Consider the following 25,762-nt stretch of genomic DNA (forward strand, 5'->3'; position numbering starts at 1 on the left):
TAAAGGGGGGAGAAACATGACAAAGATACCACATAATGATGAAGCTGAAGTGGAACGACGCTTGATTGAAGTGTTAGGAGAAGGACATAATCAGTGGGATTATCGTCCTGATTTAAAATCTGAAGAAGACCTATGGAAGAACTTGCGGCAAAAAATTACGCAGAATAACTTATCAGAAATTGGGGAATATCCAATTTCTGATAAAGAATTTGATAATATTAAAACAGAATTGCTATTAAAAACACAGACACCCTTTGATGCAGCAAAATGGCTTAAAGGGGAGAATGGAATCTCCCGAATTACAATTGAACGTGAAGATGTTTCACTGGGTTCAATGTCATTGATGTTGTATTCCAATCAAGATATTGGTGGCGGAATTTCTACTTATGAAGTCGTTCATCAGATTGCGAAACAAAAGGCAAACGTTGATGGTCGTGATCGCCGATTTGACGTGACACTTTTAATCAATGGGTTGCCAATTGTTCAAATTGAATTGAAACAGGTCAGTGCCAAAGACGGCGTATTCCAAGCTTATAATCAAATCAAGAAATACGCAGAAGAAGGGATGTTTAGAAATAATATCTTTTCTACTCTTCAGTTATTTGTCATTTCCAACGAACAAACGACACGCTATTTTGCCAATGCGATGCCAAAAGACATGCATAAGAAATTTGTATTTAGTTGGCGAACAACAGACAATCGAAAAGTAGAAAATCTCTATGAATTCGTGAAACAAGTCTTAAATATTCCAGATGCACATCGCTTGATTGCTAATTATACGATTGTGAGTGAGGATCAAGACAACAAAGCCTTAATGGTCTTACACCCTTATCAAATTCACGCAATTGAAGCCTTGTTTACTTCTGCTATGAAACATGAATCAGGATATGTTTGGCATGCGACTGGTTCAGGAAAAACGTTGACAAGTTTTGTTTCTACGAAATTATTAGCTCGTAAACCAGGTGTAGATCGTACAATTATGCTTATTGATCGAAAAGACTTGGATAATCAAACTACAATAGAATTTACCAAATTTGCTTCCGAGTTTAATACTGGTATTACTTCTGGTAATGCCAAGTCTAATAGCTTGATTGTTGGAACCGGAAGTGCAAAAGAGCTAAGTGATACTCTACTATCTGATGCTAATTCCAATACAGTGATTATTACCACTCGTCAAAAGTTAGAAGCTGCCTTGCGCTATGCACAAAGACAAGAGGAACAAAAAGGAACCCAACGTTTTAAGAAACTACTTGGTCAACATATTGTTTTTGTCGTAGATGAATGCCATCGAGCGTTAAGCGCAGAAGGAATGGAAGAGATTAAAAAAAATTTCCCTAATTCTACATGGTTTGGATTTACAGGTACACCGATATTTAATGAAAACAAGAAACAAGCTAAAGGTCGATTAGCTCGAACCACGCGTGATCAATATGGAGAAGTCTTGCATACATATACCATTAAGAATGCGTTAGATGATGGGGCCGTTTTAGGATTTCAAGTAGAACACGAAGATACGATTGAACCAACAACATTTAATAATTATATTTTTGATAAACTGCGTCAAGATGAAAAATACGCTCATTTTAGTAATGATGAAATTAACGACATTATTGATAAAATGGATGGTATGGAAAAGGAAGCATATCTTGAACCATCTTCTTTCGAAAGGGATGAACATATTCAAAAAGTCATTCGTAAGATTTTCCGTCCAGATAATGCCTATACCAAATTTGATTTCCAAAATGGCCGCCCGCAAAAGTCTGCAATTTTAACAACGAGTTCCATTGATATGGCGAAACGTTACTATCAGGCAATCAAGGAAATGATCAAGGATCCAGAATGGTTGACGAAAGAATTTGCTGGACATCCGATTCGAACGGGGCGTGCAATTGAAGATCCAAATTTTCCGCGGATTGCTATCACCTATTCGATACAAGAAAATGAGGACAATTCCAAACAACTTCAAGATGAAATGAACGACATTATTAAGGACTATAACGATTATTATCACACTGCCTGGTCGATAGAAGATATTGAACGATATAATGGCGATATTAATAACCGCTTAGCTCGTAAGAGAGCGGAGTTCAAAGAATTTGGAAAACAAATTGACTTAGTCATTGTTGTAGACCGCTTATTAACTGGATTCGATGCACCAACGATTCAAACGTTATTTGTGGATCGAAATTTAAGTTATGCCAATTTAATCCAAGCCTTTTCTCGTACCAATCGTACCTATCCAGGAAAAACAAAAGGATTGATTGTGACATTCCGGAAACCTTCGATAATGGAACAAAACGTAAAGGAAGCTACGAGGGTATATTCTGAAGAAAAAGAGGAATCTAATCTTGTTTATCCAACTTACGATGAATCGAAGAAGCGTTTTAAAAAGGCTCACAAGTCGTTAACAGCGTTAGTTCCAAATCCAACCGATATTAACGAGCACTCACCTTTTGAAACCCGGATTGAATTTGTGAAAGCTTTCCAAGAGTTAAACAATGCTTATGAAGCTTTAGTTACATATGATGATTACAATGATGATATGGAGAAATCAACAGCACTTCAAGAACAGGTGAATACCTTAGAAGAATATATTGGTGTATACAACACGGTTAAAGGTTCACTAGTAGATGAAGAGGGCCAGGATGGAACGAGCCCAGATTTCTCAGACATTGAATTCTATGGAGAAAATGCAATTAAGATCTATGATATTGACTCAACCTATATTGACCGACTATTAGGAAGGTACTCAGCCAATAATCAGAATATCCGTGACGAGATCGAAAAAATGCTTCAAAAACTGAAGAAATCAGAAGTTGTAAAAGAAATATATCGTAATATTTTGAGTGCTATTGATAACAAAGAAATTGATCCAGATAAAGATATTTTTGAAGTGAAACGAGGCTGCTTCACTACAGCACGAAACCATGTAATAACCCGATTTGCAAATACTTGGTTTGTAGATGAGGGCGAGCTGTATACATCTGCAATGCAATATATAATAGGTGCCGATCCTATTCCTAATATCGGAGGAATCATCGACAGTAAGCGATTTGATCATTATAAAATCGCACACCCAGATGCGAAACCTCTAAAATACGGACCAGAAATGAAACGCCAATGGAGAAAAATACTTGATGAATTTGTTGTACCATTGGGTGAGGAGTTACGTTAAGTGGATAATTTAAATGAAATTGAAGAATTTATTATGAATGAAGAATTTATTATGAATGAAGAATTTATTATGAATAAAGAATCTATTATGAATAAAGAATCTATTATGAATAAAGAATCTATTATGAATAAAGAATCTAATAATAGAAACATAGTAGTAATTGGGAATGGTTTTGATATGGGCCTGGGACTGAAAAGTTCATATCAAAACTTTATTGAATATATTAAACATAAAAAAAAGTTCGATAAAGATTATGATTTATATAATTATAATCGGCTTTTTCTAAGAAAATATGAAAATTTTCATTTGAATTGGTCAGATTTTGAAAGTTTATATGAAGAAACCATTAGAAAAATAAATAATAGATCTCAAAAAAATGAAGAACCGCACGATATTTTAGATATCGCGTCTATAAATAATGCCATTAAAAGATTAGAAGAAGATTTTAACGAGTACCTTTTAGAAGAATATCCTAAATGGGTTGAGCAAAGAACAATTCCAACTGGAACTCCTGGGGTAAAAAAATTCACAGAAAAAGTAAATCCTTTTTTTGAAAAATTAATCAAAGATGAAAATACATATTTTGTTAACTTTAATTATACGAATTCACTGGAAGATTTGTGTGGAAGTGTACTTTATGATTCTAATGAAATACCACAATCTATGTTAAGTTTGAAGAAAGCGAAAGACAGAATTTTTCATATACATGGAAGTCTAGAAGAAAAAAATATTTTATTCGGAGGTGGTTTCACGGATAGTGAGGATATTAGTAAGATTCACTATTCACAGTCTCTAATAAATGATAAGTTATTTAGGATTAAGAAAGATGAGATATTAAATACGACAAGAAATCAAATAATGTCTACTATTAATCTAAATAGTGATGAAGTTCAGAATGATTTGTTTATTATAGGGCATTCTCTTCAAGGGAGTGACTTTTTATTCTTATCGAAACTAATTAAAAAAGCCAATAAAGTATTTATATTTTATTATGAAGATGATTATATATTAAAGATGGAAGAAATTTTAAGGAAGCTTGGTTCTGCTATTGCTGAAAAAATTATATTGGTTCCATTTTTAGAAATTCTATTACAACTGGATAAATCAATAGTATCTAATTATAAAGAATATCAGAAAATAGATTCTTTTTTTCCTAATAAATTTCCAAATGAAGATATATTATCCGAGCTAACATTAACAATAGACCATTTTAGTTTTCGTAATATTAACGAATTAAGAATAAGTTCTGATAATGTAGAGAAGGTACTTCATATTGCAAAAAATTTAGTAAACAATAAAAATAATTCTAGAATCTCTCAAATTTATTTTGAAAAATCAATTGATGTAGCTGAATTTAATAAACTCAGTGATTCTGATGATTTTGAATTTAATAAACTCAGTGATTCTGATGATTTTCTAATATTACTAAAAAGGGTAGAAAAGATCTTTTTTTCTAATACAGAAATAGATAGTAATTTTCTCATCAAAATTTTAGAAAATGGTAGTAACTTGGTTTATATTAAAATGGAAGACTGTACATTGGTGAATGGAAACAATGAGAGTGCGGATGTATCTGTATGTGAGTCATTGAAAAGGCTCGAAATTATTAATTGTTTTTTTACATCTAAAAGGAAAAGTAGGTTCTATATTAAATCAGATAAACAAAATAATATAGAAAAATTAACATTATTAGGAAATACTGATATTGTAATTGAGAAAGATGTTTTAGAAAAATCAACAAATTTAACAGAACTTAATATCTATATAGTTGATGAAAAAAATGTTTATCTAGAGGAACTTCACCTGGAAAATTTAGGTGTTTTGCAAATTGATTATTCTTCCGGTTTAGTCCCTCCTTTGACAGTAGGAAATAAAATTGAAGAAATAATGTTATTAGGCTATCCTGATGAATCTATTAAGCTCTCATCATTTATGAAGGGTAATGAAGAGTCAGTAGGTTTTCCTAATCTTAGACTTTTTCATTTGAAGCTTCCAGATGTAATGAATTCATGTCAGGATCTTATTGTTGATGTTATTTTAGATGTTTTTTCAAATCATACAAAACTGATTGTAGATAAAGATATAAAATCAATTAAAGAATATTATTTGGAACATCAAGAGCAGCATATTCAAATTTTTAATAATTACAAAGAATTAGTTGATGATAATATTTTACTTGAGTTTGAAGATTTGTCTTTAGAACTATCGCGGTTAAAAAAATACTCAGTTTTAGAAGAGCTTTTAGAAGAAATGAATATGAAGCTAAAAGAAGAAATTCGAAATTTTGGCCAGATGGAATCAAAAGATATAAATGATTCAAATATGAAAAATGAAAGTGATTTGGAACAAGAAGCCATTACTAATGAAATAGATACGCCTATTAATAGCTTGTTGTATGCCCACTTAGTGGGAGATAAAGCTGCATCTTTAGAACTTATTAAGGCTTTAGAGGGACAGAATAAAACTAAGACTGTAATAGATGTTTATCGTAAAATTTTGACTGAAATTGAGAATGCAAAATCGATTTCCAAAAAAGATATACCGATCTTAAAAAATGAATTTTTCATACAGGCTCGAAATGAAATTATTAAAGATTTTTCAGAAAAATGGTCTGTTTCAGAAGAAGAACTCGTTCTATCAGCTATACAGTATGTTGATGGCGCTAAGGATATTCCAAATATCGGGAATATTATCGATAGTAAAGATTTTAAAAGCTACAGAGTTAAACATTCAGGAGCTAATCCAATTAAGTATGCTCAAGCAATTAAGCAGGGTTGGCAGAAAGAACTGGATGAAAAAATAGTATATTTGAATGATGAATTGAAGTAGATTTTCTATTAAGAGTAGTCAACCGTGTCGTTTAGCTGCAAAAAGCCATTACAAAGACTGTAATTAAAGCAATATAAAGAAGACGGGTTTGAATCCCAACGTCCCCACCATACATAACTGTTTGGTGGTTTTTTTATGTGAATTTCTTGATTATTCAGGATTAGGGCTTTTTTAGATTTCATTAAATTTTAATTAATTTCATGTAGAAGTATTCAAAAGTGTAGTCATATTTGCAGGGAGGTTTCAAATTTTTTGATAGCTTCTTCTGTTGTTTTTTGTGTAATGTGTGTAGATGTCCATCGCAGTTTTTCTATCTGTGTGACCTAAATGATTAGGAGCTTTAATACTAGCTCCTGCTTCAAACAGTGGTAAACAATGTGTATGACACAAAACGTGTATTGTAAGTTCTTTTAAATATTTTTATATTCTTCAATCCTTTTTATGGTTAATGCTTTATGAGGTGTATAATATGTATATTATAATAAATTAAAATACGTTATAATTATTATAAAATTAAAATTATTTAGGGTGGTTGTAAATTGAGTAGAGCCGTAGAAGTTAGAAGTGTATTAACTTGTAAAATTAATGATACTAATTTACATTCGTATTTTATAGATTTTGACATTAATGATGATGGGAATCTTGAGCAAATGCTTAAAGAATTTGTAACACTTTTAACTGAAGAGGTACCTAGTTTTGCTTTAGGATATCATCAAGGAGTGATGGTTGCACAAGAGAATATATTACGTGTATTGATAGAGGCTGCAAATTCGATTTATAAAATTGATGCATATGAAAAGGCGGCAACAACATATTTAAATAATGAATGTTGGAGTGATGACCTACAGGATAAATATTTAAAAAGAGGTGAATTTGGAGAATTAATACTTCATTTTATCTTAAAATATTTTTTTAATACATTACCTCTCGTTGCAAAGATTTATTTTAAAGATTCATATGGACATGCTGTACATGGATTTGACTCAGTTCATATCGATCCTACAGAAAATACTTTATGGCTAGGCGAATCTAAAATATATACTGATGGTGGACGAGGAATAGATGCTTTAGTCGAAGACTTATTTGAGCATTTTAATAGTGACTATTTTGAAAGCGAATTTACTATTATATCTAAAAGAATAAAAGATACAAAGCAAAATTTAGTTGATGCAGGAACAGATCCCGAACATTGGGTTAATCTATTAAACAAATATACTAGATTAGCAGAGAAATTAAATAACATAATAGTACCTATGTTTTGTGCATATGAAACTAAAGTTTTTTCTAAGTATGGTGACCCTACAGAGTTTGAAAGTGAATATATAAAAGAAATATCTAAATTAAATAAACGATTTATGAAAAAAAAAGGGAGTCACCCGTGGAATGCCCATTTGAATATTGTAGTTATTTTAGTTCCTTTGGAAAGCAAGAAAAAATTAATTGCTGCATTGCATCGTAAATTAAAAAATCTGCAAATGTTGGGAGATTGATTTAAGTGGATTGGAATCAAGTAGATATATCTAATATAGAAAGTTTAAATTTTGAGGAAAGTTTTTCTTTGGCGAAATATATATCGCAAAAAGATGTAGTCACAGAAGAAATCGCTAATAATATTATTATAAAAGTATTAGATATATGGGAGAATGTTGACGATTCGACAAAAGATTTATGGGTAGATTTAATAGAAAGTGCAGGTTTTTATCCATACCTACTTAGAATAATTGAAGCCAATAATCAGCTAGATACTACATCTGAAATCCGCTCAGCATACCATTCTTCTAAAAAATTAGAGAATATTACTTTTCACAAAGAACAAAAAATTTTAGCGAATTTAATTGCAGAAGAAAAGAATTTAATAGTAAGCGCTCCAACCAGTTTTGGAAAGAGTTTATTGATACAAGAAATCATATCTTTGAATAAGTATAAAAATATACTGATAATACAGCCTACGCTAGCTTTAATTAATGAAACTAGGGTAAGCTTAAGAAAGTTTAGTAATAATTATAATATTATTGTAAACACTTCTCAGGAAATGGAGTCTAAAAATATTTTTATATTAACTGCGGAGAGGGTTTTAGAGTATGAAGGTCTTCCGGAGATAGATTATTGTATTTTAGACGAATTTTATAAATTGAGTTCCTTTAGAGATGATGAAAGATCGGATGTATTAAATATTGCCTTAAGAAAAGTTTTGAAATCTGATCCTATTTTTTACTTTATAGGTCCTAATATTGATAATATACCTGAAGGATTTAAAGAAAGGTATAATGCAATATTTTTTAAAACTCAATATTCATTGGTTAATACTGAAATTGTTAAAGTAGATTTAGAATATCAAACTACAGGAGTACGAAGGCAAGCAAAAGAAAAAGAACAAAAGTTGTTTGAATTATTGTATACGCAGCGGCATGAGCAATCTATTGTATATGTTTCTTCACCGCAAAGAGCATATAATTTAGCCGTGAAATATTATGATTATCTAAATGAAAATGGACTTGTGAAAGAAGAGCAATGTTTGCCCGTAAGTGAATGGATTCAAGAAAACTTAAGTGAGGATTGGGGGTTTAATAACCTTATAAAGAATTATATTGGTGTTCATTCGGGAATTATACCGAAACATTTAGTACATTCTATGATTGAATATTTTAATGAAGGAAAGCTGGATGTGTTATTTTGTACTTCTACGATTATAGAGGGAGTAAATACTTCTGCCAAAAATGTATTTATTTTTGATAATAAAAAAGGACCTAATCTACTGGACTTCTTTGATTTTTCGAACATTAAGGGTAGAGCGGGAAGAATGTTAAAACATTACACTGGGAAGGTATACATATTTAATAGTGTTCCTCAAAGAGAAGATATTAATTTAGATATACCTTATCATGATCAAAAATATATTAATGATGAAATATTAGTTAATTTAGACAGGGATGAAGTCCATACATCACATTTAGAAAGATATGATGAATTACATGACTACAACGAAGAACTGTTAAAAGTTATTAAAAAGAATGCAGTTTCAGTAGCGGGACAAAAAGAAATCATTAAACAACTAAGACAAAAGTTAAAAAGTAATCCAGAGTTAATTGTGTGGGATAAATTTCCTAATAAATATCAACTTAATTTTTTAATTTCTTTGTCTTGGAATTATCTTCTAAAGCCAACTGAGACAACAAGGCCAATGACTATAAATAAGTTGCCTGTAACCATTAGAAAGCACATTTCAAACAGTTTATACGTCTTAATTATGGAAGAGCAAAAATATCTAAAACAACAAAATCCAAAATGGACAGAAAAAAGAGTTATTGATACTGCGATTGAAAATGTTTTTCGAGAAAAACGTCATTGGATTTCATATAAAGTTCCAAAATGGTTAAATGTAGTTAATTTACTACAAAAGGTGCTTTGTAAGAACGAAGGATTAGCTACAAGTGGGGATTATTCCTTTTTTGCTTCATACTTAGAAAATGAAGGTGTGGAAGAAAGGTTTTCATTATTAATTGATATGGGTATTCCTTCATCGGTAATTAATAAAATAGATCATCTTATTCCTGATGATTTAAAGGGGCAAGAATTAATTTATTTTATTAAGAATTTGAAGAGAGATGATGTATCTTCTTTAATGGCATATGAAATTGATAAAATCGGACAGCTGTAATCTTATTTCCATCTTGATAATGTATTACTGCATTTATCTTGTCTCTTGAAGTAAGTTTATTCATAAAAAAACTATACCCCTAATTCTTAGACACAGTCAAAGAATTAGGGGTATAGTTCATTAGTTAAACTGCTTTTCCATTATAATAGAAGAAAAACAAAACGGAGGAAACACACATGCCCCCCTACAACAAACTAATCCGAAACAAAATCCCACAAATAATAAAAACCAACGGAAAAACACCCACAACAAGAATCCTACCCGAAGACGAATACATAAAAGAACTCTGCAAAAAAACACAAGAAGAACTAACCGGATATCTAGAAGCAAACACAAATGAACATAAACTATAAGAACTATCCGACCTACTAAAACTAATAAACCCCCTAGCCAAACATGAAGGCACAACACTAGAAGAAATTAACAACATTCGTAAAAAGAAAGCAAAAGAACGAGGCGGCTTTTCAAATCGAGTCTTCCTAATCGAAGTAACCGATAACTAGCCCCTCCTAAGCCCCTTACAAGCCCCTTACAAGTAATAAATCACTAAGAAAAAACATAACAAAACAAAAACACCAACAAACACCGTAGTAGTAGTCAAAAAAATTTTTGAAATAACACGACAAAAACCTGGCCCTCCTTCCTATATATAGTACAAAGAGGGATTTTTCATTTTTGAATGGAGACAGGAGGAATTAGGATGGCGGTGTATCGTAATGTGCAGGTGAATTTTTGGCAGGATGATTTTGTTTTGGATTTGACGCCGGAGGAGCGGTATTTTTATATTTATTTGTTAACTTGTTCGAAGACGACGCAATGTGGGATTTTTCCTTTTCCGAAGCGGTTAGCTGAGATGGAGACGGGTTATAACCGGGAGACTGTTGATAAGCTCTTGCAGCGCTTCATTGATTATGGAAAGATCCTTTATGATGCGGACACGCGGGAGTTATTCATTTTAAATTGGCTTCGTTATAATCCTGTGACGAATACAAATGTGGAGAAGTGTGTGCTCCGTGAGCTGAAGGGTGTGAAGAATAAGGAGTTTGTACATATGTTTTTGCAGAAGTGCGTAGAGGAGGAGCTGAATGTTCCGATGCTTTTAGCACATTTCGGTATGCCTAGTGATATGACTATGGATGATGTTGATCCAGTTTGCGAGGAGGCAGAGAAAGAAGAGGATATAGAGGAAGAAACGGGAAGTAAGGTGTTCACGTTTTATGAACAACATTTTGGTAGTTTGTCTCCGTATACGGTAGAGGAATTGAATGCGTGGATGAATGATTTGTCAGAGGAGCTTGTGCTGAAGGCCCTTCAAATTTCGTATGAGAATAAAAACCGGAAGATGGCTTATGTGAAGGGGATTTTGCGGGGGTGGCACGGGAAAGGATTTACGAAAGTGTCTGAGGTTGAGGCGGATACGGAAAGGTTTCGAAAGAAGGAGTCGTCTGTTAGTAGCGGAGAGACGGAGAATTTTTTGGCAAGGTGTGAGGAGTGGGAGAAGAATACGCCGTCAGAGGAAGAGTTGCAGCGCTTTTTAGCGGAACGCGGGTGGCGGCCATGAGTATTCAAAATGTAGAGGCGGAAAAGACGGTGCTAGGTTCTCTATTACTTGATGGAGAGCTTATGAAGGAGTGCCGTTTGACGGAGTACTATTTTTCTATGCCTGTGCACAAGTCTATATTTCAGTTAATGCGAAAAATGGAAGAGGAGGGGCAACCGATTGATCTTGTGACGTTCATTTCTAGAGTAGATCCGAATTTTTTGAAGGGGATCGGGGGAATGGAGTATTTTATAGGATTAATGGATGGTGTGCCTGCGACTAGTAACTTTTCTTATTATGAGGGGCTTGTTCGGGGTGCCTGGAAAATGTATCAGGCGGGTGTTCTCGGGCACAAGATGGGAGAGCGTCTTATTGCGGAGAAGAATGAGAAAGTTATTGGTGAGACGATTACGGCACTTTGTGAGTTAGAGGAAAAGGACTGCGTATGTGAGTTTGATTTGAAGGATGCGTTAGTTGGTTTGTATGAAGAGCTTCATCAAGATACGAAAGAGAATACTGGTATTGAGACTGGTTATATATCGCTAAATAAAATGACGTGCGGATTGCAGGAAGGTGATTTTATTGTCCTTGGTGCGCGCCCTTCTATGGGAAAGACTGCGTTTGCGTTAAATGTTGGACTGCATGCGGCGAAGTCTGGAGCGGCGGTTGGATTGTTTTCGTTAGAGATGAGTAGTAAGCAATTGTTAAAAAGAATGGCTTCTTGCGTAGGTGAAGTGTCAGGTGGTAGGCTGAAAAATCCGAAGCACCGTTTTGCGATGGAAGACTGGGAAAAGGTGAGTAAGGCGTTTGCGGAAATTGGGGAATTACCACTTGAGATTTATGATCATGCAGGCGTTACGGTGCAAGATATTTGGATGCAAACTCGTAAGTTAAAGCGGAAGTATGATGATAAGAAGCTTTTAGTCATTGTAGATTATTTGCAGCTTATTACGGGAGATCCGAAGCATAAGGGCAATCGATTTCAGGAGATTAGCGAAATTTCACGTAAGCTCAAGTTGTTAGCGCGTGATTTAAATGTTTGTGTAGTAGCGTTGTCGCAATTATCTCGTTCTGTAGAGTCGCGTCAAGATAAGCGCCCTCTTTTATCTGACCTAAGAGAGACAGGACAAATTGAGCAAGATGCGGATGTTATTATGCTTATGTATCGTGAAGATTATTACGATAAGGAAACGATGCAGAAAGAGATGACGGAGATTCATGTGGCGAAGCATCGGAATGGACCTGTGGGGAGTTTTAAATTGAGATTTATGAAGGAGTTTGGGCGGTTTGTGGAGAGGGTGAATTAGTGGGAGGGAGAAGCTTGTGTTTTGAAGAACGGAGTAGAAGCGGCTTCAATTATGATAAGCTAGAACATTGTTAACGCGTATCCCTATCCCGTTTAAAGCAGGGAGAACCATCGCTAAAAATAGATTAGGTTATTACAAGGTAAAGGGAGTCCATTCTACTGGATTCCCTTTATTATTTCTTCTTTAATATCAACATGAATGTTTAACAAATCGTATTACTTAAAAATCTTTCGCAAAATATTAATTTTGTTCCTATACGGTGGAAATAAAAACCCTAAATCTATCCTTGAGCTTTTCTTTAAAATGCTTTTACGATGTGTAAAAGCATCAAAACTATGTTTCCCATGATAGGAGCCAAATCCTGCAGTTCCTACTCCGCCAAAAGGTAGGTGGAGATTAGCCATATGTGACATTGTATCGTTGACGCATCCTCCTCCAAAAGAAATTCGTCCTAATACCTGCTTTTCAACATTTTTGTTTTCAGTAAACACATACAAAGCTAACGGTTTGGGATGGGTGTTAATCGTATGAATGACTTCATCTAAATCATTGTAATCCATAATTGGTAAAATTGGTCCGAAAATTTCTTCTTGCATAGCTGCATCATCCCATGATTTTACTTCAAGAAGTGTTGGTTCAATATATAAATGGCTTCTAGATGAATTTCCACCAAATACTATATAATTTTTGTCTTGCTCTAATATAGAAAGAAGTCTATCGAATTGCCTCTCATTAACAATTCGACCATAATCATTGCTTTTTAATACATCTGATCCATAAAAGTTTGTAATGATTTCTTTCATTTTCGAAATCAGTTTTACTTTGATAGATTTGTGTGCAATAACATAATCAGGTGCAATACAGGATTGGCCAGCATTTATGAATTTTCCCCAGATAATGCGCTTGGCTGCTATATCGAGGTTAGCGGTTTCATCGACAATAGCGGGGCCTTTTCCACCAAGTTCTAATGTTACTGGTACAAGATTTTTCGCCGCAGCCTCCATGACAATTTTTCCAACTTGAACGCTACCAGTAAAAAAGATGTGGTCAAAAGGTGCATGAATCAATAAAGAAGTTATTTCACTGCCTCCTTCAATTACACGAATGTATTGCTTATCAAACGTTTCACTTATTATTTTGTTCATTACAGCTGAAACATTTGGTGCATTTTCTGAAGGCTTGAGAACTACACAATTTCCTGCTGCAATTGCCCCAATGAGAGGTTCAATTAATGATTGAAATGGATAATTAAAAGGACCGATAATTAGCACGGTACCATATGGCTCTTTTATTATGTAGCTTTTGGATGGTGCAAAATGAATAGGGGTTTTTACTTTTTGAGGTTTCATCCACTGTTTTAGATATTTCATTATAAAATTGATACTGTTAAATGCGAAACCAACTTCTGCAGCGTATGCTTCAAACTCGCTTTTGTGTAAATCTTGATATAATGCGCTCAGCACTTGACTTTCATATTTTTGAATAGAATTTTTTAGCTTTTCTAACTGTTTAAGCCGAAATTGAAGACTTCTTGTATGATCATGATTGAAAAATTGTCTATGTTCTTGAATAAGTTGTTGTATATCATCAACCATTAGGAAATCCCTCCAATAGTAAGAAAATATTCACATACCATGTCCATCAATTGTATAAAGCATTTCATCCACATATCCTATTTACTAATGCATCCGTTTGTTGATAAAAGTTACTGTTAAACTAAGGGTGATAATCTTTGAAAATTTCTCCTGTAGATCTGACGTTTTTTTGTTTACGTAAGTGGGATGTATTGGACTATAAATTATTATTAATTATCAGTTTTTGATGAATTAGAATTGTTTTCTAAAAAAATAGGGGAGCATTATTTTTAATCAAACTTTATTCTAAACTAATATCAACAACAGGAAATAAAATTCCTGTCGCTGAATAAAAGGCATAGCACAGTGTGCTTCAGTCACCTGAATATTCTTCTGAGGGACAGATATTCACTTAGAAGTACACTTAGATTAAGAGAATAATACAAACGAATCTTCTTAATGTGGATGTGTAGTTATTTATTTTGGTAAAATATTTATTCCATATTTTTCTTGTAATTTACCTTTAGCAAACTCTTAAAATCCATCTCAGCAATCAACACACTTACTAATATAAGCGTCGCTCCTAAGTATCCTTTTCCGGTAAGTGTTTCACCTGTGAAAACGAAAGCAAAGCCTGCTGAAAAAACAGGTTCTAATGAAAAGATAAGGCCTGTATGTGTAGGCGTCGTGTATTGCTGGGCGATCACTTGCACGATGAATGCGACTGCGGTACAAAATATGCTTAAGGCTAAGATAATTAACCATGAGTTGGTTGTGCTAGGCAGTTTTGGCGTTTCTATAATGAATGAAAATATAAGACTAAATAGACCGACGAAACCGAGTTGTATGACTCCAAGTGCAATGGAGTTCACATGTTTCGTTACGCTTCCGGTAATGATGACGTGAATGGCATAAAATAAGGCTGACAGTATGCAAAATATATCGCCGTTACCGATTTTGAATTCGCTCGTTAATGTTAATAAGCCGATTCCTATTATCGTTAAAATGATTCCTACTATAACTTTCTTTTCTGGAATGTGTTTTAAAAATATAGCTGATAATATCGGAATGAAAATGACTGTGAGACATAGTAAGAAACCAGCATTAGAAACACTCGTATACTTTGTGCCGAAAGTAGCGAAAATGTAAACGATAAATAAGACAGAAGCGAGTATAAATGCATATTTTACCGTTTTAAAATTGATTTTGAATACATGTTTGTAAAATATTAAACCTGATAAAAGAAAGGCAATAATAAATCGTAATGCGATTAAATTGTATTCTTCTATGCCTTCGAGTCCAACTTTTGTAAGTAAGATAGATGCACCCCAAAAGAATGTAACTAGTAGTAGCCCTAAATCTGCTTTTAATTGTAGTTTCATTTCTATTCCCTCGTTATGTATAAATTTTATAATTCCATACCCCTATCCCCATTTTATATTTTAATATTAATTCTGAATATTTAAAACATAAATTTATCGACGGTTTTTTCTTTTCCGCATAATTGGGAAGTAATAGTATGTATAAAGAAAGCCCAGTTTAGAAGGGCTTTCTTTATATGTAAAATTTCATTTGTTTTGTTTACATAATATCTTTACAATCATTTGATAGAATAAAGTTAACTGCATATTGTGATGGTGGGTGGTTATCCCTTCTTTCTATTTGGAAGGAAAGGAGGTGATAATATGGAGTTTTTGTTTGAACTTGTAAGAGAGTTTGTCAAAGCGACTGTGCGCGAAGTTTCAGCGCATTTTTTGCGGAAGCAACTTCTGGATAAGGACAACAAAAAACCCACTCCGCGCCGTAGGAAGCAGAAGGGTGGGTTTCGTAAAAAGAAATAACGTATAATAACCACCACCCTATACGGTAGCAGTTAGAGAAGAGATGTTAGCGCATCTCTTCTTTTATTATATGCCATTTTATTTGATGTCACACTTATATAGTATTCTACCGAAAATATATCATATTCCTATTTTGTGGTCAATTTGATTACAAAATAGGAAATTTGTAATACTATTCCTTTTCAAACTGAAAAATATCCCGATTAATGAGTTGGTGGAAATGTTGATCCATTTCTGCTGCAGAAACTTTTCTTTCATTTTGAAACCACCACGAACTTAATGCGGTGATTACTCCTGAATAAAATTCCGTTATTAAATCGTGTGGCATCGTATGATTTTTGCAAAGGCGATTTAGTGCTTCTGTTTCTTGTTTTCTTGTTTCGTGGCTTAAATAGTGCATGCGGCTAGTGAATTGTTCATCAGACATTTGTATCTCTAATATTTTACCGATTTCTTCATGATGTAGAAATTGTTCCATTACTTGAAATGGTTTACTTAATCGATCTGAAACCGGTATTTCAGCAATCATCTTGCTGTATCGTTTAAATCCAAATGCTAATAAAGCATCTTTATCTTCGAAGTGTTTATAAAAGGTTGTTCGGTGTACCATAGCGCGGTCACATATTTGGTTAATCGTGATCGTACTATATTTCTGTTTTGATTGCGTCATTAATTCAAATAAGGAATCCCACAGTAATTTATGTGTACGTCTAATACGTAAATCAAGCTGTTTTTCATTATCGTTCATCTACAATTCTCCTTTTCTGTAGATTAAGTATACAATGGCTGAAAATTGATTCTCCCTTTTTAATCTACATATGTATATTATATTACATGTGTTCCGGTATATTTAAAGCTTTTTAAGTAAGAAAGAGGAGGAGAATTTGCAAATGGATATGACAACTAAGAGCCCTGTAAGTGGCAAAGTTGATACTTCTAATATGAAACATACCCCGATTTTAATTGCATTACTTTTAGGGGCAATGGTTGCGTTATTAAACGAAACGTTACTTGGTAATGCGTTAACTGTATTAATGAAAGAATTTGGCGTAACAGCTTCAACAATCCAATGGCTTTCTACAGCATACATGCTAGTGGTTGGTGTTTTAGTACCGATTACAGCGCTACTTCAGCAATGGCTCACAACGAGACAAATGTTTTTGATTGCTATGGTAACGTTTTTAGTAGGTACATTAATTGCGGGATTCGCACCGACATTTTCCGTTTTATTAGTTGGCCGTATCGTCCAAGCTGTAGCGACGGGATTAATTACACCGTTATTAATGAATACGATTTTACTCATTTGTCCCCCTGAAAAACGTGGTGCGACAATGGGGTTAATCGCACTCGTTATGATGTCAGCTCCAGCAATTGGTCCTACATTATCTGGAGTAATTGTGGATTCATTAAATTGGCGCTGGTTATTCTATATTGTTATTCCTATCGTGATCATTTCAATTATGATTGGAATGAAGTACATTCAAAATGTTTCAGAGTTAACAAGGCCAAAAGTGGATTATCCATCTATCCTTTTATCGACATTAGGATTTGGCGGGCTTGTGTATAGCTTTAGTGCATCGGGTGATTTAGGATGGTCCGATGCGAAAGTGTATGGCACTTTAATTGTTGGGCTTATCTCATTATGTATTTTTGTCGTTCGACAATTGAAAATTGAGAATCCAATTTTAGAATTACGAGCATTTAAAGTTCCGATGTTTACATTATCAGTTGGATTAATTGTCATTGTGATGATGTCGCTATTTTCAACGATGACTTTATTACCGATGTTCCTGCAAACAGTTTTACTCGTTACAGCCTTTAAATCAGGAATCATTATGCTTCCAGGAAGTATTATTAGCGCTATAATGGGACCAATCGCAGGTAAACTATTTGATAAATTTAGTCCGAAAGTTATTATCGTTCCTGGTATTGTGTTAGTGGGGATTGCAATGTTCTTATTTAAAGGCATTACTCCTGATACATCAATGGTACAAATTATTGTGATGCATAGCGTATTAATGGTTGGACTCATGTTTGTCATGACAGCACAAACATACGGTTTAAATCAATTAACACCAGATTTATATCCGCACGGAACAGCACTGTTTAGTACGTTACAGCAAGTAGCGGGCGCAATTGGTACGGCTATCTTTATTTCAAAAATGTCTTCAGGAACAACTCAGTATATGGAAAGCTCCGCAAATCCAATGGACCCAGTAGAGAAGTTAAACGGTTTAACGTCAGGGTTCCAAGGTGCATTTGCACTTGGGTTAATCTTTATTATTGTTGCATTTATCGTATCGTTATTCTTAAAAGAAGAGAAAAAGGGAGTAGAAGTAAAGGGGGTTTTACAGAACGAAAATTAAGTTTTATATTTCTTTCGTAATAATAGTTCAAACAGCCGAGGGAAATGTGGTGTATGTATTGTCAGTTTTTTAGTAAGAAGAACTATTGAGAATAACGATGTAAAGCTTTACTAATAACTAAAAGTCCAATAATGAGGGAAAGTGTTCTTATAATAAGTTCGGCAACTAATAAGTCACCCATCGTTTTAGTGACATCATACATAGTCCCTGTAATGAGAATAGGTGCGATCATAATGATAATTCCAATTACTATTTGAAGAAGTAAATTCACGTTTTTACTCAAGATAATCACCTCTAAAAATATTATAATACAAAATATGAAATTTTCTGTATTATACATTTATTATACTGTATCGAATTAAGATTATGGTAATGTTTCTAAAGTAAAAAAAGAGGTGTCACATAGTTATAAGGTGACACCTCTTTGTAGCTAGTAGAAATTAAAGATGCTTCAATAATATAGCGATCTGGGGCATCACCGATGTAGTTAAAGGGGTAACAAGTTGTTAATGTTAGTTTCTCTTTTTTTACAATGACAGTTCGATCTTCTGCATCTGTTATCCAATGGGTGTTAACCTTACATTTCCTCCGTAACATCATACCGCAACAATTGCCCCTGATCATAAAACTTCTCAAAAATAAGGCCCATTACATAGAAGAATACTAAACCGAAGCAAATGTGAATAAGTGTGAACGTAGCTCCAAATGAAGAAAATTCATATACGATAATTGGTAATTTTGCAGTTGTCCAAACGCCTAAGAAAAATACGATGTATTTAATGCTCGCTCCTTTTTTCAAAAGTAATGCGGCGATTGGAAAGGCGACGTAGAGGGGGCCAGCTGCAATTCCGCCTAATAATAGAGAGAATAAGATACCATATATGCCCGATTTTTCGCCCATATATTTCATTAACGTTTCTTTCTTCACCCATTGATCAAGTAATCCTACAAATAGTAGGACAGGAGGAAGGAGAAACAGCATATCTAAAATGCTATTCCCTGTTAGTTGTAATGCCGCCTTGCCTAAAGATTGATTTATAAAAGTTAATACAAAGAGCCCCAGTAGTAAAATGAAAAAGAAGCGATATCTTTTTAATTCGTTCATACCATCACCACCCAAATGATATAGGAGAATAGGAGAGACATGAGCAGAGCAGATGCATTACGTGCGTAAGCGAAGCTTCGCCCAAATATCTTTTGTTCCATCGGCATAGTTGTAAGCCCTACTGACATGAGTGTAGACATAAGTGCCGCAACTTGAGGAAGACCTGCACCATGTTGAACTAATGTATTTCCAAGAGGGAATACGACAAAGCTTGGGATGAGTGCCACAGAACCGAGGATTGCAGAATAAATAATACCTAACAATCCAGACTGCTCTCCAATGATGGAAGAGATGAAGGACGGCGTTAATATGGAAAGTGATAAGCCAACGAAAAGCATGATGGAAAGCATGGCAGGTAGAAGATTTCGAAACATTTTCCATGACTTAAATAGAGCATTTTTCGTTTTATTACGATCTTTCATAAAAGAAATTCCCGTAAGGACAATGGCTAAAGTGTAAAGGATCATACCGTTAATCATGATCGGATTCCTTTAAGTCTTTATATTTGTCTAGGAAAAAGGATAAGTTCTTCATTTTTTCTTCAATATCCATCTGAAAATCTACCAATTGTTCCTTTCCAGCAGGCGTAATTTTGTACATCTTTCTCGGTTTGTCTTGATGAGCTGTACTTACATAAGATTCAATTGCACCTTCGTTTTCTAATTTCTTTAGTGTGCGGTATAGGATGGCACTATCGATTGGATTGACCGGAAGTTCTTCTTCGCACTTTTGCAATAGTTGCCCGCCATAGTGATCCCCCTCGGCTAGAAATAATAAAAGGAATGCCCCTGTGTGTCTTCCTGTATGTTTCATAAATAGACCTCCTAAAATAGATTATGTTACTGTTAATGACAGTATACTGTTGTTAACAGTATATGGTGAATGAAATGCTATGTCAATTTTAAAATGTGCAATTTTTGAGAGGGAACATAACAATAAATATGAAACAAAAAATACAATGGGGGTGCACTTCATTGTGAAAGTAGCCTTTAGTGCTGGGAAATTACTATATGAAGTAATATGTATGTAGAACATAAAAAAAGACACTCTCAAGAGTGCCTCTCCTTAGCAGCCGAATCCGCCGCCCCAACAGCTAGCTCCAACGATGATTAATAAAATAAAGAGTACAACAAGTAGGGCGAATCCGCCGCCGAAACCACAGCCTCCACCACAACTACCGCCATAACCCATATTAACTCCTCCTTCCGTAATGGATTTAATTCACTTTATGTTTTTACGGATAAACTTGAGCAGGTCCTTTTGAAAAATAAAAGTACTTGGGATTTTATCCCGCATTAATGTGCAGTAAAACTCCCACCTCAAAATTTGGCTGGAGCAAAGGAGTTAGGTGGGAGTCGGGCTGATTAAAGTTTCACTTTATAAGAGTTGACAAACTTATTTTTGTCACCGGTATTTCGTCGTTTACATATTGTATTTTATTCTGTGTATTGGGAGAAGGAGGATCTTTATGGCTAATTCTGAGATGATTTTACGTTTACTTACAGATTTAAAGATTGAACAGCAAGCTTTAAGAGAACAGCTGGAGAAAATGCAAACAGCTTTGACTATTCTTGAAGAAAAACCAAATACTCCTGAAGAGAAATCAACTATTATTGAAGAAAAACCAGCTGTTACAAAGCAAAGAGCTTATTCTGGACGCCCAACATCTTTTCGTGATTGGAGAGCATCAACTCAAAAGAATTCATAAAAATATAAGAAAAGAAGACACCCATTAAGGTGTCTTCTTTCCCTTGTACAATCCAAATGCGATTAGAAGGTATATCCATATTGCTTTAAAACTAAGAAGAAAATAACAATTATCGACTCCAGTTTTAGTATAGCATGTAATAATAAATAATTTTATGTAATGTTGCATATATATAGATTAAAGAATGTTTATTCGTATATATTTTAGTTGTCTGTTATTTCTTTTAATTCATTTACTTATATTATTTTTTGAGCGCTCCAGTAATGGGGCCTTTTTTTAGTTATTATTCATGCAGTTCGATTGCTTTACATTGAAAATTTTATGGTAGTTTTATTAAGAAATAGATTCATATCTTTTAGGGCAGAAATGAGAACTACTCAAATGCGGAATGATATACTTGAGTGGTTTTGTGTATGTAATATTATTTATAAAAGTTTACAACAATATAAATATATGACCTTTTACTTTTCTCCTATATCATATATGATATAGTCTGGGACGCCACTGCACTTATGTATATTTAGGAGAACTAGAACGAATAGGAATGATTACACTCAAAGGTTACTATTTAACGAACCTATTGTTTGAATATAAATCTAGTGTGTTGAATATTTGGAATATAGAATGTATAAAACAAGAGAGAAGTTAATTTTACTAATGCATTGTAGTAAGTTTCCGAAAAATCTGTTCTTTAATTTTGGTGGTATCAGATGCATGAAATGAATGTTCTATTTCATAAATCTGGAAGTGAAAAAATCATGTATAGGGGAGGAAGGTATTACTACTAATCTAGTAAAATATACCGTAATAACTATGACAAGAAATCTAGGAAAATACGTAATTACTTTAACAACAGGACTAACTTTATTATCAACTGTGCCATTAACAACTTTAGCAGAAGAAGGTGTTAATCAGCCGAATCAATTGTCAATTGCAGACGGAGAAAAAGACGCACATGTTCATGGTGATATAGAGACCGTTAAAGAAGCTAAGACAGGAAAAGTCACGGAAGCGGAAGCTTTAAAAAATATTGAAAATGCGTTTAAAGATGTAGATGGTAAAGGAGATGGAAGCTCTCGCTCTATGCAACCCAAAATGCGTAGTTCTAACCGTATAGGGTATTCAGCAGCAGACCCATCAGCAACGAAGAAACGTGGAACAATTAGTGGAATTCCGTTTGTAGAGTGGATTATACCAGCTGGTAACACAGATATTCGACCTGCAAACCCAATGAAAGCAAAGTATATTACGATTCATGAAACAGCAAATACGGCACCGGGTGCGAATGCTGAGAGTCATGCAAAGTATTTATACAATCAAGCAACAAGCGGTACTGTTAGAACTGCTTCTTGGCATTTTACTGTAGATGATAAAGAAATTTATCAGCATCTACCAACAAATGAAAATGGCTGGCATGCAGGTGATGGTGGTACAGGTACAGGAAACAGAGAATCAATCGGTATTGAGATAGCGGTTAATCAAGATGGCGACTACAATAAAGCGGTAGAAAACGCGAAAAAATTAGTAGCGCATTTAATGAAACAAGAAGGAATCAGCGCGAGTAATTTAAGACGCCATGAACAATGGAGTGGAAAGAAGTGCCCTGATATTATTATCACAAGGGGGACTTGGAATTCATTTGTAGAAGGCGCTAATGGATATCTGAATGGGGGTACTGGAACGAATCCTCCGTTAGTAGACGAAAAAGAAGATGTAGATGGTAACGAAACAAACCCAGCTGAGCCAAATATTGAGTTAGAAATCACTGGTACAAGCGTGAATGTTCGTAGTGGTGCAGGAGTGAATTATGGAGTTGTCCGCATTGCTAAGAAGGGTGAAAAATACAAAGTGTTATCTATTAAAGATGGCTGGTATGAAATCAAGAAAGGTGAGTGGGTGAAATACGATCCAAGCTGGAGTAAGCTCACTAACAATGCTCAAGATAAAGACCCTAATACAACAAAAGAAGGTTGGGTATTTAAAAATAACAATTGGTATTATACAAACAGTGATGGCAAAATGGCTACCGGTTGGAAAAATGTTGGTGGTGCATGGTATTACTTAAATAGTAGTGGTGCAATGGTAACAGGTTGGCAATCAATAGGTGGTGCATGGTATTACTTAAATAGTAGTGGTGCAATGGTAACGGGTTGGCAATCAATAGGTGGTGCATGGTATTACTTACATAGTGAAGGTGCAATGGTAACGGGTTGGCAATCAATAGGTGGTAAATGGTACTACTTAAATGGTGAAGGTGTAATGTTAACTGGCTGGCAATCAATAGGTGGTAAATGGTACTACTTAAATGGTGAAGGTGCAATGTTAACAGGCTGGCAATCAATAGGTGGTAAATGGTACTACTTAAATGGTGAAGGTGCAATGTTAACAGGTTGGCAATCAATAGGTGGTAAATGGTACTACTTAAACGGTGAAGGTGCAATGTTAACAGGCTGGCAATCAATAGGTGGTAAATGGTACTACTTAAATGGTGAAGGTGCAATGTTAACGGGTTGGCAATCAATTGGTGGTAACAAATACTATTTTGACCAATCGGGTAGTTGGATTGAAGGGAAACTCTAAATAAGTATAGGTCGATAAGGGAACTTGAAAGATAGTCGAGCTCAAGTTTGATATATTTTGTGTATAAAAGAGATAACTTCTATGAAAAAATAATGAATAGAATGTAAATAAAAAAGACACTGTAAAGTGTCTTTTTTATTTAAGTTATGCGCATTGCTTAATAAGACGCTAGTTCCTCAGTCTGACTATGAGTAACTATGTAGGGTGATTTAATTATAACATTTTAACCAGTAATGGGTCTATATGGAATTTTATCGATAATTTTGTTTGATTATTCAGAATGATACATGTGGTAAAATATACATATTACCTATAGTAATTGTAAAATATAATGATGTATATAACTAGCCTTGTAATGAATTTCTATTATATTTAAGATTGAAATATAATAGAAAAGTACAAAGAAGGGGCTGTGGAATATGGGCGCTTGGGGAACTGGGTTATTTGATGATGATACAACTTGTGATGTGAAAGAACAGTTTATTGAGTACTTAGAAGAAGATAATAGTGTAGAAGAAGCAACTAAGCTCGTTTTAGAAGAGTATTTAGATGAGTTTGATATAGATGAAGATTTAGAGGTTATGTCTTTAGTATATATTGGTCTTGCGGCAATACAATTGGAGAAAGGGTGTCTTCAGGATGAGGTTCGCAACAATGCGATTGTATTAATTGAGAGAGGGGCTGATCTTGAACTTTGGGAAGAAGCTGATGCAGAAGATTATGAAGAGAGAAAGAAAGTTTTAAATACATTAAAACAACAGCTGATAAACTATTAGTATATCGAAAAAGGAAAAATACTTTTTGAAATGATTAGTCTTTGTTTTCTCTTGTAAAAAAATGTTCAATAATTTATTATTGCAAACGCTTACTTGTTGTGTATAATAAAAGTAAGTTAATAAGTAAAAGGATTGTTACTGTTCGGCAGGCAAAACCTAAATTGATCTAGAGGCTACGGGTGTAGTGTAGCTTTTGGAATCAGTTTAGGTTTTTTTATTACCTTTTGTGACTTTAAGAAGAAGAAGGCGGAACAATATGAGAATCCATAAAATCTTAAATAACAATGTTGTTTGTACGATGAAGGATAATGAGATAGAAGTTGTACTTATGGGCAGAGGTTTGGGGTTTCAGAAAAAAGTAGGCGATGCGATTGATGAATCTAAGATAGAAAAGACCTTTGTACTAGAAACAAGAGAATTATCAGAGAAACTCGCTAGGTTACTAACTGAAATTCCTGTAGAAAATTTAGAGATTACAGAGAGAATTATTCAGTTTGCTAAGACAGTTTTGCCGGGGACTTTAAGTGATTATATTTATCTTACATTAACGGATCACTTAAGTTTCGCCTTAACTCGGCATAAAGAAGGAATGGATCTGAAAAATACTTTGCTTTGGGAGATTAAGAGATTTTATCAGAAAGAGTTTGAAATTGGTCTACAAGCTTTGAACATAATTGAAGAGGAGACTGGCTTTAGACTTTCTGAAGATGAAGCAGGGTCAATTGCCTTGCATTTCGTGAATGCGCAGCAAGGAGAGCCGGCAATGCAGCAAACGGTGGCGATGACGAAAATCGTCCAAGATATTTTAAATGTTGTAAAGTACCACTATAAGATGAACTTAGATGAAAATTCATTTAATTATAGTCGGTTCGTAACGCATTTACGATACTTTGCCCAGCGTTTAATGCAGAAGGAATTGCATTCGGCAGAGGATGATTTTTTATACGAGCAAGTGAAAAGTAAGTATGAAGAGGCATATTGTTGTACAGAAAAAATTGAAGCATACTTACAAAAAGCACATAATAGTCATCTTTCAAAAGATGAAAAAGTGTATGTAACGTTGCACATTCACCGTGTAACGAAACGCAATGAATTATGTAATTGAATAAACAGGATTGTTACTGTTTGGCAGGCAAAACCTAAATTGACTTGTAATGGAGTGATTCGTATGTATCACGTCGTTACGGTTAGTTTAGGTTTTTTCTTTTACCCACCTCAAAATTCGGCTGAGGCCAAGAAGTTATGTGGGAGTCGGGCTGCCGTAAATGCCCGATTGGTGAAGGCTAGTAATCAGTGGGGGATG

General features: G+C 34.2%; 20 protein-coding genes and 2 pseudogenes. 13 read left to right on the forward strand and 9 right to left on the reverse strand.

Going from position 1 to position 25,762, the window contains the following annotated elements; genetic code table 11:
* The first annotated feature begins 16 nt into the window (after positions 1-16).
* The 7 genes and pseudogenes from BTOYO_RS18155 to dnaB all read left to right on the forward strand — a co-directional run bounded on the left by BTOYO_RS18155 (position 17) and on the right by dnaB (position 12,509).
* Positions 17-3,175, forward strand: coding sequence for a type I restriction endonuclease subunit R (locus BTOYO_RS18155; protein ID WP_023441170.1), 3,159 nt, complete (start codon positions 17-19; stop codon positions 3,173-3,175).
* Positions 3,176-6,004, forward strand: a complete 2,829-nt coding sequence (locus BTOYO_RS18160) for an AbiH family protein (RefSeq protein WP_023441171.1) — start codon at positions 3,176-3,178, stop codon at positions 6,002-6,004.
* A gap of 539 nt (positions 6,005-6,543) precedes the next feature.
* On the forward strand, positions 6,544-7,494 hold the full coding sequence (locus BTOYO_RS18165; RefSeq protein ID WP_000085613.1) for a HamA C-terminal domain-containing protein: 951 nt from the start codon (positions 6,544-6,546) through the stop codon (positions 7,492-7,494).
* A 5-nt stretch (positions 7,495-7,499) separates the two neighbouring features.
* Complete coding sequence (locus BTOYO_RS18170) at positions 7,500-9,662, forward strand: DEAD/DEAH box helicase (RefSeq protein WP_000384032.1); 2,163 nt, start codon at positions 7,500-7,502, stop codon at positions 9,660-9,662.
* A gap of 176 nt (positions 9,663-9,838) precedes the next feature.
* Positions 9,839-10,165, forward strand: a pseudogene (locus tag BTOYO_RS27415) (nucleoside triphosphate pyrophosphohydrolase).
* A 197-nt stretch (positions 10,166-10,362) separates the two neighbouring features.
* Positions 10,363-11,223 carry a DnaD domain-containing protein gene (locus BTOYO_RS18180; protein WP_000312039.1) on the forward strand — a complete coding sequence of 287 codons (861 nt, stop codon included), beginning with the start codon at positions 10,363-10,365 and terminating at the stop codon, positions 11,221-11,223.
* The gene (gene dnaB / locus BTOYO_RS18185; protein WP_000027366.1) at positions 11,220-12,509 is read left to right on the forward strand and encodes a replicative DNA helicase; all 1,290 of its coding nucleotides are present in this window, start codon (positions 11,220-11,222) and stop codon (positions 12,507-12,509) included. The genes BTOYO_RS18180 and dnaB overlap by 4 nt, the downstream gene beginning before the upstream one ends.
* A gap of 215 nt (positions 12,510-12,724) precedes the next feature.
* Here dnaB and BTOYO_RS18190 read toward each other — a convergent pair whose 3' ends face one another.
* Both BTOYO_RS18190 and BTOYO_RS18195 read right to left on the reverse strand, forming a co-directional pair.
* The gene (locus tag BTOYO_RS18190) at positions 12,725-14,104 is read right to left on the reverse strand and encodes an aldehyde dehydrogenase (protein ID WP_000227310.1); all 1,380 of its coding nucleotides are present in this window, start codon (positions 14,102-14,104) and stop codon (positions 12,725-12,727) included.
* 473 nt (positions 14,105-14,577) lie between these two features.
* On the reverse strand, positions 14,578-15,465 hold the full coding sequence (locus BTOYO_RS18195; RefSeq protein WP_000776051.1) for a DMT family transporter: 888 nt from the start codon (positions 15,463-15,465) through the stop codon (positions 14,578-14,580).
* 303 nt (positions 15,466-15,768) lie between these two features.
* On the opposite strand from BTOYO_RS18195, the gene BTOYO_RS27755 reads away from it, so the two are divergent.
* Positions 15,769-15,924: a hypothetical protein gene (locus tag BTOYO_RS27755; protein WP_000394779.1), complete on the forward strand. Its 156-nt coding sequence runs from the start codon at positions 15,769-15,771 to the stop codon at positions 15,922-15,924.
* A gap of 172 nt (positions 15,925-16,096) precedes the next feature.
* Here BTOYO_RS27755 and BTOYO_RS18200 read toward each other — a convergent pair whose 3' ends face one another.
* The gene (locus BTOYO_RS18200) at positions 16,097-16,672 is read right to left on the reverse strand and encodes a TetR/AcrR family transcriptional regulator (RefSeq protein ID WP_000999303.1); all 576 of its coding nucleotides are present in this window, start codon (positions 16,670-16,672) and stop codon (positions 16,097-16,099) included.
* 142 nt (positions 16,673-16,814) lie between these two features.
* Here BTOYO_RS18200 and BTOYO_RS18205 point away from each other — a divergent pair, with 142 nt between their 5' ends.
* On the forward strand, positions 16,815-18,290 hold the full coding sequence (locus tag BTOYO_RS18205; RefSeq protein ID WP_000367678.1) for an MDR family MFS transporter: 1,476 nt from the start codon (positions 16,815-16,817) through the stop codon (positions 18,288-18,290).
* An 82-nt stretch (positions 18,291-18,372) separates the two neighbouring features.
* On the opposite strand, the gene BTOYO_RS18210 is transcribed toward BTOYO_RS18205, so the two are convergent.
* From BTOYO_RS18210 to BTOYO_RS18230, 6 genes and pseudogenes are all read right to left on the reverse strand, one after another.
* A complete protein-coding gene (locus BTOYO_RS18210; protein ID WP_000042278.1) occupies positions 18,373-18,573 on the reverse strand; it encodes a hypothetical protein in 201 nt (66 codons plus the stop codon).
* A 95-nt stretch (positions 18,574-18,668) separates the two neighbouring features.
* A pseudogene (locus tag BTOYO_RS27760) lies at positions 18,669-18,869 on the reverse strand (sortase domain-containing protein); the annotation flags it as partial.
* Complete coding sequence (locus BTOYO_RS18215) at positions 18,868-19,395, reverse strand: permease (RefSeq protein WP_001004194.1); 528 nt, start codon at positions 19,393-19,395, stop codon at positions 18,868-18,870. The gene BTOYO_RS18215 and the pseudogene BTOYO_RS27760, both read right to left, overlap by 2 nt.
* The gene (locus BTOYO_RS18220) at positions 19,392-19,874 is read right to left on the reverse strand and encodes a hypothetical protein (RefSeq protein ID WP_000606980.1); all 483 of its coding nucleotides are present in this window, start codon (positions 19,872-19,874) and stop codon (positions 19,392-19,394) included. The genes BTOYO_RS18215 and BTOYO_RS18220 overlap by 4 nt, the downstream gene beginning before the upstream one ends.
* Positions 19,867-20,208, reverse strand: a complete 342-nt coding sequence (locus BTOYO_RS18225; protein WP_000683179.1) for a PadR family transcriptional regulator — start codon at positions 20,206-20,208, stop codon at positions 19,867-19,869. Before BTOYO_RS18225 ends, BTOYO_RS18220 begins: the two co-directional genes overlap by 8 nt.
* 252 nt (positions 20,209-20,460) lie before the next feature.
* Positions 20,461-20,586 (reverse strand): YjcZ family sporulation protein, encoded by a 126-nt coding sequence (locus tag BTOYO_RS18230; protein WP_000540377.1) that lies wholly within the window; start codon positions 20,584-20,586, stop codon positions 20,461-20,463.
* Positions 20,587-20,863: 277 nt separating this feature from the next.
* On the opposite strand from BTOYO_RS18230, the gene BTOYO_RS18235 reads away from it, so the two are divergent.
* From BTOYO_RS18235 to licT, 4 genes are all read left to right on the forward strand, one after another.
* Positions 20,864-21,103, forward strand: a complete 240-nt coding sequence (locus BTOYO_RS18235; protein WP_000013684.1) for a hypothetical protein — start codon at positions 20,864-20,866, stop codon at positions 21,101-21,103.
* An 813-nt stretch (positions 21,104-21,916) separates the two neighbouring features.
* A complete protein-coding gene (locus BTOYO_RS18240; protein WP_002038078.1) occupies positions 21,917-23,683 on the forward strand; it encodes an N-acetylmuramoyl-L-alanine amidase in 1,767 nt (588 codons plus the stop codon).
* Positions 23,684-24,102: 419 nt separating this feature from the next.
* Entirely contained in the window at positions 24,103-24,459 is a 357-nt protein-coding gene (locus BTOYO_RS18245) for a DUF4259 domain-containing protein (protein WP_000501500.1), read from the forward strand.
* 256 nt (positions 24,460-24,715) lie between these two features.
* A complete protein-coding gene (licT, locus tag BTOYO_RS18250; RefSeq protein WP_001219852.1) occupies positions 24,716-25,564 on the forward strand; it encodes a BglG family transcription antiterminator LicT in 849 nt (282 codons plus the stop codon).
* The last annotated feature ends 198 nt before the right edge of the window (positions 25,565-25,762 follow it).

It is taken from the genome of Bacillus toyonensis BCT-7112 (assembly GCF_000496285.1).
In the GTDB taxonomy this organism is placed as follows: Bacteria; Bacillota; Bacilli; order Bacillales; family Bacillaceae_G; genus Bacillus_A; species Bacillus_A toyonensis.